The organism is Pseudoalteromonas sp. B62 (assembly GCF_037162565.1).
Lineage (GTDB): Bacteria > Pseudomonadota > Gammaproteobacteria > Enterobacterales > Alteromonadaceae > Pseudoalteromonas > Pseudoalteromonas fuliginea.
In genome coordinates this window covers 2,713,261-2,726,189 of the sequence record NZ_JARLVB010000002.1, presented here as the reverse complement: position 1 = coordinate 2,726,189, position 12,929 = coordinate 2,713,261, and the positions used below count along the sequence as shown (strand labels likewise).

7 protein-coding genes are annotated in these 12,929 nt (G+C 38.8%); 2 read left to right on the top strand and 5 right to left on the bottom strand.

The annotated features are described in order from the left end of the window. Window positions 1–2 precede the first annotated feature (2 nt). Entirely contained in the window at window positions 3–542 is a 540-nt protein-coding gene (locus P4S71_RS16815) for a TIGR00645 family protein (protein WP_337151642.1), read from the bottom strand. 245 nt (window positions 543–787) lie between these two features. Between P4S71_RS16815 and P4S71_RS16810 the strand changes: the two genes are divergently transcribed. Then, a complete protein-coding gene (locus P4S71_RS16810) occupies window positions 788–1,030 on the top strand; it encodes a hypothetical protein (protein WP_007375379.1) in 243 nt (80 codons plus the stop codon). A 290-nt stretch (window positions 1,031–1,320) separates the two neighbouring features. Here the strand turns inward: P4S71_RS16810 and topA are convergent, their stop codons facing one another. Together topA and P4S71_RS16800 are read right to left on the bottom strand one after the other, a co-directional pair. After that, window positions 1,321–4,029, bottom strand: coding sequence for a type I DNA topoisomerase (topA, locus tag P4S71_RS16805; RefSeq protein ID WP_337151072.1), 2,709 nt, complete (start codon window positions 4,027–4,029; stop codon window positions 1,321–1,323). Between the two features lie 252 nt (window positions 4,030–4,281). After that, window positions 4,282–7,563 (bottom strand): Ig domain-containing protein, encoded by a 3,282-nt coding sequence (locus tag P4S71_RS16800; RefSeq protein ID WP_337151071.1) that lies wholly within the window; start codon window positions 7,561–7,563, stop codon window positions 4,282–4,284. 192 nt (window positions 7,564–7,755) lie between these two features. Between P4S71_RS16800 and P4S71_RS16795 the strand changes: the two genes are divergently transcribed. Further along, on the top strand, window positions 7,756–9,090 hold the full coding sequence (locus P4S71_RS16795; RefSeq protein ID WP_008134075.1) for a dicarboxylate/amino acid:cation symporter: 1,335 nt from the start codon (window positions 7,756–7,758) through the stop codon (window positions 9,088–9,090). Between the two features lie 97 nt (window positions 9,091–9,187). Here P4S71_RS16795 and sohB read toward each other — a convergent pair whose 3' ends face one another. Both sohB and P4S71_RS16785 read right to left on the bottom strand, forming a co-directional pair. After that, the gene (gene sohB / locus P4S71_RS16790) at window positions 9,188–10,204 is read right to left on the bottom strand and encodes a protease SohB (protein ID WP_337151070.1); all 1,017 of its coding nucleotides are present in this window, start codon (window positions 10,202–10,204) and stop codon (window positions 9,188–9,190) included. 100 nt (window positions 10,205–10,304) lie between these two features. Next, window positions 10,305–12,734: a VolA/Pla-1 family phospholipase gene (locus P4S71_RS16785; protein WP_096792958.1), complete on the bottom strand. Its 2,430-nt coding sequence runs from the start codon at window positions 12,732–12,734 to the stop codon at window positions 10,305–10,307. Between the last annotated feature and the right edge of the window lie 195 nt (window positions 12,735–12,929).

The window sequence follows — 12,929 nt, the reverse complement described above, 5'->3', positions numbered from 1 at the left end:
TTCTAATGACTTTGGGTTTTACTGTTTAAGTAATCAGTTAGCGCAAATAGAACACCAGACATAACAAACGTAATATGAATAATCACCTTCCACAGTAATTCATCGTTTGGGTATGCACCTGAGTTAATAAATACTTTTAATAATTCAACAGCTGAAATAGCCACGATTGCGCTTATTAGTTTCATTTTTAGCCCTGAAAAACCGACTTTCCCCATCCAAGATGGTCTGTCTTCATGATTATCAATATCAAGCTTTGAAACAAAGTTTTCGTAACCGCTGAATGTAATGATTAGTAATAGCCCTGCTAATAGTGCGGTATCGACTAAGGTTAAAATGCCAACAAGTAATTCTTGATTAGTTGCTGAAAACGTCGCAATACCCATTAAATAAAGCTGTTTAAAAAATTTTATTAGTAACAATACAACTGCAAAGAGTAAACCAACAAAAAATGGGGCCAGAAGCCAACGTCCTTTAAAGATAAAAGATTCTAACGCATGCTCTAATTTATTCGCTTGGCGTGGCTTTTTTGAGGTGTATGTGATGACATTTTTTGGTCTTTTAATTTAAAAAAGCGACCTTAGCTTATAACTCACAACAACACAATGATGTGAAAATACCGATAAATGAATTACTCATCTTCACGATAAAAATATTTCGTTATCTTTTATCTCAATTTCGTTTAAAAATCAGCATACCAACAGAATTGTTCTGTACTGGGCACTATTGTTTTACGCTTCAACTTAAATAGCGTAATTCAGTCGTCACACCATTTTTTAGGAATAAACGAATGAACAAAGCATTGCTAGCATTAATCGTAGCACCTTTATTTGCAGTATCTGCAACTTACGCAGTAGCAGACGATGCGACAAACGCCTCAGCCGAAACAATAAAAGAATACACAGAAATGTGTGTTAACTGGGCTAAAGATGACGACGTAAGTAATGAAGATCTAAATGCATACGTATTAAAGTGTGTAAATGATGAACTTGAATCAGAAGGATACAAGAAAATATCTTCTGTAAAAATTTAATAATATTCATACCAATCTGCTTGTATATGTGGTCTATTTAACGATAAGAAAATCGCGCTAGAACTAAGCAAGAATTTTGTATCTAGTTGTTCTAAATAAAAATTTTTAACAACGTTGTAGAGTGATTTAATTCGATAAATTGTTCAAATATTTATGCAGGTTGGTATTATATGTGCGGCTAACAAAGCCATTGCGAAGTACATATAAATAGATAAAAAAACCGGAATCGACACAAGCTGTGCGTTCCGGTTTTTTTAGCTTTTAAAAGCGATGAATAAGCGATTATTTACTTATTCAGCCTCTTTTTTTGCTTTTGGCTTAGCCTTTGCTTTAGCAGGGGCTTTTTTAGCCGCTGGTTTCTTTTTAGGTGCTGCTTTTTTCTTCGCTTCTTCTGTCCATTTACCCGCTTCATAATGAGCAGTCCAGCCGGTAGCTTTACCGTCAACTTCAGTCATAACATACTGAGATTTATTTTTACGGCTATAGCGTACAACAACAAGATTACCATCAGGATCTTTAGCTGGTGCATCTGCTAAATAATAAAACTTAGGCGAAATGCGGTCTCTAAAGCGTTTTAACTCTTCTACCTTAGGTGCACGTGTTTCACGTGACTTAGGAAAAGTATTTGCGGCTAAAAATATACCCGCAGCGCCATCACGTAAAACAAAATACGCATCTGATTTTTCACATTCTAATTCAGTAATGTGAACAGGATCTTCTTTTGGTGGCGCTGCTTCGCCATTTTTAAGTAGCTTACGAGTATTTTTACATTCCTCGTTATTACAGCCAAAGTACTTACCAAAGCGACCCGATTTAAGCTCCATGTCCGAACCACATTTATCACATTCGATAATTGGTCCATCATAGCCTTTAATTTTAAAGGTACCTTCCTCAACTACATGGCCTTTACATGCGGGGTTATTACCACACACGTGCAATTTACGAGTTTCGTCAATTAGGTATGAGTCCATTGCTGTTTCACAAATTGGACAACGCTTCATTTGCATTAACTTTTCAGTTTCTACATCTTCAACATCTGCAGCTACAGCTTCATCACCCGATACCAAGTTCATCGTTGTAGTACAACGCTCTTTTGGTGGAAGGCTATAACCAGTACACCCTAAGAAAACACCGGTTGAGGCCGTGCGTATACCCATTTTTCTGCTACACGTAGGGCATTCAATATCTGTTTCAACCATCTCGTTAAGACGCATACCACCTTGTTCTGGCTCATCTTTGGCGACAGTTAGTTGCGTTGAAAAATCAGCATAGAATTTATCAAGTACTTCAGTCCAAACGCGCTCGCCTTCCGCGATATCATCTAGCCGACCTTCCATTTTAGCGGTAAAGTCAAAATTCATTAAATCTGTAAAGTTTTCAACTAAACGATCGGTAACAATTTCACCCATTTTTTCAGCGAAGAAACGGCGATTTTCAACACGTACATAACCACGGTCTTGAATCGTTGAAATAATAGATGCGTACGTAGAAGGACGACCGATACCTCGTTTTTCAAGCTCTTTAACCAAACTCGCTTCACTAAAACGTGCAGGCGGCTTGGTAAAATGTTGCTTAGGATCAAGTTCAACAAGAGTCAGTGTTTCACCTAATGTAACCGGTGGTAATGATTGATCTTCTTCATTCTTTTTGCGAATTGCAGGTTGTACTTTAGTCCAACCATCAAAGCGTAATACGCGACCCTTTGCTTTGAGCTGAAAATCGTTTGCTGCAACAGTCAAAGTAGTTAGATCATATTCTGCAGGCACCATTTGACATGCAACAAATTGACGCCAAATAAGCTCGTATAATTTTTTAGCATCAGCGTCAACGCCTTCAATGTGACCAGAAAGCACTGTTACACTTGATGGACGAATAGCCTCATGCGCTTCTTGTGCATTGCCTTTAGAACTGTAGTTAATCGGATCTTTTGGTAAATATTTTTCACCAAATTGCTCGGTTACATATTCACGACACATAGCAACTGCATCTTTTGACAGATTAGTTGAGTCGGTACGCATATAAGTAATGTAACCACCTTCATACAAACGCTGAGCAAGCATCATGGTCTTTTTAACGCCATAACCTAAACGTGTACTCGCCGCTTGTTGCATTGTTGAAGTAATTAAAGGCGCACTTGGACGACTCTTACTTGGTTTTTCTTCAACATTAACAACTTTATATTCGGCATTCTCAAGGCTTTTAACTGCTGCGCTAGCCTGAGCTTCATTTACTGGCTTAAATGGCTTGTCGTCTTGTTTGGTTACTTCTAAACGTAACTCTGACTCTGTGTTTTTAACATCAGCATGAATATCCCAAAACTCTTCTGGTATAAATGCCTTAATTTCACGTTCACGTTCAACCAATAAACGCACTGCAACTGACTGAACTCGACCTGCAGAAAGTCCGCGAGCGACTTTTGCCCACAGTAATGGCGACACCATAAAGCCTACAACGCGATCTAAGAAGCGTCGCGTTTGCTGAGCAAAAACCATATCGGTATTTAACTCACCCGGCGTTTCGAACGCTTGTTGAATCGCATTTTTAGTAATTTCGTTAAAAACTACGCGTTTATACTTTTCAGGCTCTCCACCAATGATTTCTTGAAGGTGCCAAGCAATCGCTTCCCCTTCTCTATCCAAATCCGTTGCGAGATATATTTGATCTGCATTTTCTGCCAGTTTTTGTAATTCTTGGACAACTTTTTCTTTACCCGGCAATATTTCGTAATGCGGTTCCCAGCCTTGTTCAGGGTCAATTCCCATACGTGCGACTAAGTTGGTATAATCTCGTTGTTTTTTATACGCTGCTTTTTCTTCAGGTGGCAATTTACGAACTTCTGCTGGCGTTTTAGTTGCCGGCACTTTAGCTTTGCTCGAACCCGAAGTAGGTAAATCTCGTACATGTCCGATACTAGACTTTACGATGAAATCATTACCTAAATATTTATTAATTGTTTTAGCCTTAGCAGGTGACTCTACAATTACTAGCGATTTGCCCATAGTTGCCTATTTCTAACCAAATATTAAAAATGTGTTTACCGCTCTAAGCGGCGCGAATATTTATAGGTATATCTACAAACACTAGTTGTTACAAGCTTTTAATACAAACTTTTCAGTATTTACTGAATAAACGAACAATTTCTGTTGCTAATTTAAACAAACAGGTGTTTTTAGAATAATTGTTGTGGAATATATAGAACACAAACAAAAATGCCAACCTAAAGGTTGGCATTTTTTTAAAACATCATAAAATTATAGCTTAGCGTCGTCAGTAACTGCAATTGAAGTTGACGAAATAAGACCCGATGTAGCTTCAACACTAATTGTTAAAAAACCATCAGTTATATCATTTCTTCCATCGGCTGGCTCTCTTGTTATACCAAAGGAAATACCTACAGGCACAAAACTTGTTGTATTAGGAAAGATATAACTGTTAGTGCCCGTTAGAATACCATTTTCAGAGGCGATACTTACCTCACTCCCAACGGGTAAAGGGTTATTATAGGCATCAGCTATGAACACGGTTAATCCAACACTATTAGTTCCTGTCGCTTCTGTTAAGTCTATTGAATCAACTCCACACATTAGCTGGCCTGTTGAACTACGCACTAAAGGCCCTGTAGGGTCACTATTTACACGCACCTCAGTCGCTGTTACGCCTGTAATAGCAGCACAATCATTGGCATAAGTTATTAGCCTAAAGAAAGCAGCATCACCAGACATTACAATTTCTTGGTTTTGAAATACGTTAACCATTTGGCGGCTGCATATACCAGCAGTTTCGTCTTCTTGACGGCATAGTAAACCATTATATAAACCGTTCTCTGTAGTCCAAGAACCATTACCATCAAAATCTACAAACTCTTCAAACTCATCGCCTGTTGAGTTATCACGTGAACAAGGATCCGTTCCATCGTTACAGTCTTTACCGCCAAAAGTGCCATCTTCATTGTTATCAATAAAAGCTTCTGGAATATCAAATAAATCATCAAAGAAGTCTGTCCTATCAAAGTAACCATTACCATTTAAGTCTGAAAAAGTCTCTTCACCAATAGCATATGCATGAACGGTTGCACGCCCCCTAATGGTAAATCTAATGTTAGAATCATTATTTAAAATACCTAATGGACACGGTAATCCACCATCACATTTTTGAGCAATTGTATTTGCGTACATTGAATCGGTAAACGGGCGTGGATTACTACTAGTCCAAGTAACACTACAAACGCCATTCGTAGTCGTACAGCTTGGTTCGATAACACCACCTTCAGTAATAAAACTTACAGCAGTGCCATCTGGTACCGGGTTATTAAAATGATCGGCTAAGCGCGCATTAACAGATACTAAAGTCCCATCAACATTTAAACCATGCGTATTAAACTCTGAGCGAGATAGTGAAAAGCTATTTTGATCAGCAATCCCTGTGCTTATAACTAAAATATCCGAAGGCGCTGTTACAACCACAGTTTCGCCACCAACATCATCTTTACTTGAAGCAATAACACGCACAGGCGTCGCAACTGCACCAGACTGAACTGTAGTCTGTATCTCACCAGCACCATTGGTGATAGCCGAAGCAGTACTAAGCGTAATTCCACCTACTGAAGTGGATAATGTAAAGTCGACAGTTCTAGAAGCTAGTGCATTACCGTTAGAATCAATTAGTTTAAATCTAACTTCTGAAATTTCACTTCTGTTAGCTCCACCTGTACCTTTTAATGAAATAGCAGGTTGTGTTACTTCAATAAATTGGATGAAGCCAATATCAGCTGGAGATACATTAATCGTTGCCGTACCTGATACAGTATCACCACCAGTAACAACTGTTGCAGTAATAATATCGCCGCCAACACACGTTAAAGGTCGGTAAGTTGAACGAGCGAAACCACCAATGCTGGTAACAGCTTCATCCATCACAGCTAAACCACTTGCAACACAGCCTGATGAAAATTCTACATTTAATGGGGTTGTATAGGCTTCACCATCTTTAGTAATTTCAATAGAAATTAGTGCTGTAGCACCTGCGGCTAGAAATTCATCATCAGCTAAAGAGCTTGTTATAGTAATATCAATATCTACAGCAGCTATCTGAAATGCTTTGGTAATGCTGCTCCCCAATACTGAAACAGTTATTTCTCCAGCCCCTACATCTCTGCCGGGGATAATATCAAGTATTGCAATACCATTTACATCGGTAATTGCGGTGCCCGTTGTAGGTGAAATAGAGCCAATCGTTGTTGTTGCCGTAACGAGAGTTTGAGTTAGTGGTATAGTTGAATCTTTTTTATTAACTTTAATATAAAGGATGCCAATTGAATCACCAGAAATACCGGCAGTCTCTTCACATAAACTCACATCCTTCGTCGTTTTGAAGTCAGGTGGGCAGTTTTGGAATATTGTAAATGCTATATCGGCACTGCTTTGATTTGGATCAATCGCATCCCCACTGGTATAAAAGCCCAATGTAGATTCAACCGCTTCAAACTGTGCGGTAACAATACCAGCCCCTTCAATTGTTCCTGATGTCAAATTAAGCGTAGCTATACCCTTTGAGTCAGTCAGTGCAGTCCCTGAACTGGGCAATAAACTACCAAGCGATGAGTTAAAGGTAACAACTTCTCCAACCGCCGGTTGACTATCAGAATCTAGAACAAGCGCCTTAATTAAACCACTTTCACTTGCACTAATCTGGCTCGTTTGTGCCAGCGTTGTCGCCGAAAGTAAGCTTAAATCAATCGTAAAATCTTCCGACAATCCCAGCACAGGAGCGTCGCCTGCTGTAGTGTAAGTATAAGCATTAGAGTTTATACTACTGCCATCTTCAGTAATATAAGTAGCTGAAACAGTTCCTGCACCAGCTTCAGTGCCAGCAAGTATATCTATTTTAGCAATGCCTTCATTATTGGTCATTGCTGTTCCATTAGACGGATTTATTGTTCCAAAGCCTGATAGATTAAATTGTATTAGCTGAAAAGCAGCTGGTTCACCATCTAATAGAAGTATTGCTTGTGCAATTGCGGGAGTTAAAAAATTTACATTTCTGGCCTCTCCTCCATTTAATGTTTGTAAATTAACGGCCAGCTCTACTTTAGGTATAACTTCAGTTTGAGTCTGAAAATCAAAAACGTCTGTATACGATGCGCCATCAATAGTATACGTCGCAGTAACTTCTCCCGCGCCTGTAATTGTTCCCGCAGAAAGTTCAACAGTGGCAATACCGTCACTTTGGGTTAATGCCGACTCTGGATTAAGTTCACCCACACCATCAGCTAAACTGAACGTTATGCGTCTACCTGCAACTGGGGTATCATTTTGTTTAAGTGTTACACGTAAATCTATTGGCGCGTCAGCAGTTACTGCATTTGATTCAGAGTCACTAGTTTGAGAATACCCTTGAAGAGTTAATGTATAAACAGTTGTGTCGGTATCAGTATCACCACCCACTGTGCCATCTTTTTCAAGCGTCCCACCTCCGCCACAAGCCATGAGTAAAAAGCTAAGTAACATAATACTGAGCAATCGCGTTAAAGGCATTGACCTCTCCCTAGTGTTGTTATTATTAACTAAACGTTATTTACCTAATATTAACCTATAACCTAGTTTAAAATCACAGTTTTTTATTACTTTTTTGTATAAAATAATTTTCAATAAATACTAACTTTTTCTGTATAAATATTTATAGACTGGTAGTCTATGACAAAATTTATTAAAAGTAGATTAGGGTATATGTCAAAAATCCGTTCAATGAGTTTAACCACTCGCATCATGATAGGTATGGGGTTAGGGGTTGTAGTAGGCTTTATATTTCAAGCTATTTTAGCTGGTGAAGACGATTATCTAATACCACTTGGGTTATTCTCTTTGCCAATTAAAGCATTTTTTGTCGATGGCCTTTTTCATGTTGGTGGGCAAATATTCATCGCTAGCTTAAAAATGTTAGTTGTTCCGCTCGTTTTTGTTTCACTTGTCTGTGGAACCTGCAGCCTTAGCGATCCAAAAAAACTGGGACGCTTAGGTGGCAAATCTATTAGTTTATATTTACTAACTACAGCTATAGCTATTACAGTAGCAATCTCCCTAGCCTTATTATTTAATCCCGGGGAAGGAATTGGCTTACCTTCTCAAGCGAGTTACGATGCAAAAGAAGCACCTACTCTAGCTAGAGTTATTATAGACATGTTCCCAACAAATCCATTTGAAGCAATGGCTAAAGGCAACATGCTACAAGTCATTGTATTTGCATTGCTATTTGGTATTGCTATGGCACTAAGTGGTAAAGCAGGCAAACGTGTTGCTGATGTATTTGAAGACTTAAACACAGTTATTTTAAAATTAGTTACTTTATTAATGAACATTGCACCATATGGCGTGTTCTTTTTAATGGCAAAGCTGTTCACTACAATAGAGCTCAATTTAATTGTGAGCCTAGCTAAATATTTTGGCGTTGTTGTTTTGGCCCTGCTATTACATGCGCTTGTAAATTACACATTACTATTAAAAATACTAACAGGCTTAAACCCGCGTATTTTCTTAGCTAAAATGAAGCACACCTGTTTATTTGCATTTAGTACATCAAGTTCTAGCGCAACCATGCCTATTACACTTGAAACTGCGACTAAAAAGTTAGGTGCAAGCAACTCAGTTGCCTCATTTACTATACCCCTAGGTGCAACCATTAATATGGATGGTACAGCGATTATGCAAGGCGTCGCAACCGTATTTATTGCACAAGTATTTAGTGTTGATTTAACGATTTCTGACTATTTAATGGTCATATTAACGGCTACGCTCGCCTCTGTAGGCACAGCTGGTGTTCCTGGTGTTGGCTTAATAATGTTGGCAATGGTACTTAACCAAGTTGGCTTACCTGTAGAGGGGATTGCTATTATAATTGGCGTAGATAGATTGCTAGATATGACACGTACAGCAGTTAATGTAACCGGCGATTGTATGGTTACCTGTGTTGTTGCCAAGTCTGAAGGTGAACTTGATGAAAGCGTATTCAATGACCCTAACGCAGCTAAAGACTTAGAAGATTATCATAAATCTATTGACTCATAAGCTACATTTATACAGCTATAAAAAAACCTTGATGCAATCCATCAAGGTTTTTTTCGAGTAAAAATAATTAGCTTGTTCTCAGGTTGAAAATTCTAATCTAAGGATTTAGGGACTTAAATTTAGAAAGTAAGTTTATCCCGACTTTATTTACGCCACTACTCAAGCCAAGCGCAAGCTTATCGCTCAGTCCTTTTTTGACTTTATATTTAATTTTATAGATTTGGCGTTCATGTTGCTGCTCTAATAAAGCATCATCACTTGTTTTTATAACATCTACCAAGCCTTTTTCAATAGCCTGAGTTGCAAACCAATGCTCGCCTGTCGCAACTAGATTTATATCTAAACTTGGGCGTTGTGCACTCACAAATGTTTTAAATAAGTCGTGAGTTTGTTCAATTTCTTCGCGAAATTTTTCACGAGCTTTATCCGTATTCTCACCAAATAAAGTCAGTGTACGCTTAAACTCACCAGCGGTTATTTGTTCAAATTCGACATCATTTTTCTTCAATATTTTATTAAAGTTAGGAATTTGAGCAATTACCCCAATAGAGCCAACAATTGCAAATGGTGCAGCGAGTATTTCATCGGCAACACATGCCATCATGTACCCTCCACTGGCAGCCACTTTATCAATTGAGACACTCAAGGGTATGCCAGCATTTTTAATACGCTGTAGTTGCGAAGCAGCAAGTCCGTAGCCATGTACAACCCCGCCACCACTTTCTAAACGAATAAGGACCTTGTCTTTACTAGGTTCAGCAATAGAGATAATGGCTGTTATTTCTTCTCGTAAGCTTTCCACCTCGTGTGCATCCATACTGCCCACAAAGTCAATTACATATAAACGAGGTTTAGCTTCGTCTTTATCTGCTTTTTTACTTTGCGTTTTTAACTCCTTTTGATGCGCCTTTAGCTCTTTTTTACCGAGCGTATTTTGCAAAAAACTTTCTTTAAGTTCTTCTAATTGCTCTGATATATCGTCTATTTGTATTTCACCTTTTTTAGCTTTTGGCTTAACTGCAGCGCCAACTATTAACATTAGAATAACTGCGATAGCGATAACAAAAGTAACTGTTTTAGCAAAAAACAAACCGTACTCGTATAAAAATTCCAACTGGTTTCTCCATTTATAAATTTCAGCTAATTTAACATGCTTTAAAACAAAAAAAAGCCACTTTTCAGTGGCTTTTAAAGGTTAATTATTTTACTGGTTATTAATCAGTCACAACCTCAGGGTTGGAAACTAATAACATACGTCCACGTGCAGCTAAATAAGTAGCTACTTGCAGCTGCATTTCTGCATTAGCAGCAGCACTGCCTTCAACAGTTGAAGCCTGTGCAGCATCTTGAGCTGGCGTTAATATAGAACCATGATGCCCTTTAGTAAATTTAACTAAATAGCTCGAAGGTGTTTCACTTAATGCTTGCGAAGTACTTACTGTTTCAAGACCCATCAAGTTAGCTAATGGAATTGTGCCAGAAATAGGATTATTAGCTGCCATTGGCGGTATCACTTGGTCGGGCTTGTTATCAACACCATCACCCACAACAACATTAGTATAAACAGGAGTACCTAATGCTTTCACCGTGGCAGCGTAGTTAGTTGGATCACCACTATCAAGTGCTGTTTGTGCCGCAAATGCAAACTGTGTAAATACACCTTGAATGTTAGTAAGTTTAGTCGTTTCACCCGCAGTAGTAAGTGATGCAACATATTCATTGTAACCACATGTCAAGTAAGCTTCCATGTCTGGTACTAATGAGCCACAGTTAGAAAGCGCAGCGCCTTGTAGGTAGACATTAAGTTCATCAGCTTCGGTTGTACCAGCTTGTGAAAGTACTGAACCTTGAATAAATGGACCAAACGCAGCAGATTCAAGTAAGAAGCTTGCTATGCCACCGCCGCCACTTGCAAGTGCTACTGTATTTACATTAAACAGTGGGTCAACAGTAGGCGCCATTGGGCTATTAGCTTGAGCAATAAATGCCGGGGCTACAATAGACCCTAACGAATGCCCGATGTAGGTAACATCTTTGCTATTGATAGTCGTATCGTTAATAAAGTTTAAACCCAAGCGTAAGCCTAATAAATCAGCCGCTGATTGACGTAGGCTATCTCGCGCAACAAGTAATGAACTCAAGTCCATATAACTAAGTACCGAACCTGTTGTTGCATTAAAGTCATCACTTCCATCACCATCAACATCGATACCGCGTTCACCATGTCTTGGGTGGTCAATTGCTACAGTTGCAAAACCTTGAATAGAAAGTTGGGCAGTTAACGCTAGCATACTTTCTTTTTGCGTAGTAATACCATGTTGCATAATTACAACAGGCCAGCCATTTTCTGGCATTTCAATAGCCGGTAATTGTAGTTGCGCACGAACACCGTTAATAATTGGTAAAATAGGTTTTGTTAGTTGTACTGGCACATTCGCCATGCTTTGTACTTTTGGAATGGTATTATATTTAGTTAAATGACGCGTGCTGTCTAAACCTAAATCTCGAAGCTGTCCACTACTCAATGCAAAACATAACCCGTCATTCTCACTAATAGGTTCTGCAGGAAAAGCATCACCTGCAACAGCTTTATAACCAAGTATTGCTACTGCGTTATCACACATACCTTGCCAATATGTATCGTTTAAATCACTTATCTCAGTGCCTGTTGGAGTCCCTAGGTACATAGGAAGCATAATGCTACCCTTTTGGTATTGAACACCAGAAAAAGCAGGCGATACTTCAACACCTTGTGAAGCAAATACTTGTTGTACATTTACCATTGGTTGTTCTGGTACTTGCACAGCAGGTGTTGCCATACTTGGCTGTTGCAAGCTCACTGCTAACAACTGCTTGATAGTACCCAGCACAGGCCCTGCTGATTGAATAGTCATCGCACCTGAGAAAATAATGTCGTCTTTCGTAATATTTCCAGAACTAACAACTACATTTTCGTAGCTATTAACTGCGCCCTGCAAACCAAGTTGGGCTGCTGTAATTAATGGCGCTTCTTGTTTAACTAACCCATAAGTTGAAGATGGCTCAATAGAGCGACCCAATGAGTCTTTAAGCCCTGTTGTTAATACATTAATGTATGAACTACCAGCTTTAAATGGTTTTAGAGGAACAATTGCAACAGCATTACCTGAAGCCTGAGTAACAAAGTCAACACCAAAGGTAAGTTCGCCCACTAATTTACAAGCAGTACCTGCAGCTACTACCGAACATTCTTCATCCGTTAAGCTTGCACCCATTATTACTTCAAAAATTCTAACCGTACCAGGAGCCCCAGCAGACGCTTCATCTAAACTCACACTCGGTGGGAATGTTAAATCAATTTTATAAGGAACCTGCGAAGACCAACCATCAAGTGCGCCTAGAGCCAATTGTGGGTTGGCATAAGCTGTGCGTGGAATAGACACGTTATCATCATCTAATTCACCAGGAATGTTTAATGTACCGTCTTGGGTACCACTCATTAACAAATCGTTTGGAACAGATATAACTCCATTAGCAGGGTCAAAACTTACTGTTGCCGTTGGAATAACTGGGGCTGTGTCGTTTTTAACATCTTTTAACGTTTCTCCACCGCCACAACCTGCTAAAGCAGCTGTAACCGAGAGTGAAAGTAGCATTTTTTTCATATTGTTGGCTCCGCACATATTTTATTTTTATAGTGTGTTTAATCAGTGTATTAAGTTAAAACAATGTAATCAGGTTATTAATGAGACATTAGACCAGTTAAACTTAACGTAAAGTTTCTATTTTCGCCACCTAATTTTGCAATAAATTCGATTACTTCACGTTTTGCTATGTTAAAATTAAAAAAATCATACAAT

Coding starts and splice junctions, on each gene's coding strand:
- P4S71_RS16810 (WP_007375379.1), top strand. CDS start 788: ATGAACAAAGCATTGCTAGCATTAATCGTAGCACCTTTATTTGCAGTA.
- topA (WP_337151072.1), bottom strand. CDS start 4,029: ATGGGCAAATCGCTAGTAATTGTAGAGTCACCTGCTAAGGCTAAAACA.
- P4S71_RS16800 (WP_337151071.1), bottom strand. CDS start 7,563: ATGCCTTTAACGCGATTGCTCAGTATTATGTTACTTAGCTTTTTACTC.
- P4S71_RS16795 (WP_008134075.1), top strand. CDS start 7,756: ATGTCAAAAATCCGTTCAATGAGTTTAACCACTCGCATCATGATAGGT.
- P4S71_RS16785 (WP_096792958.1), bottom strand. CDS start 12,734: ATGAAAAAAATGCTACTTTCACTCTCGGTTACAGCTGCTTTAGCAGGT.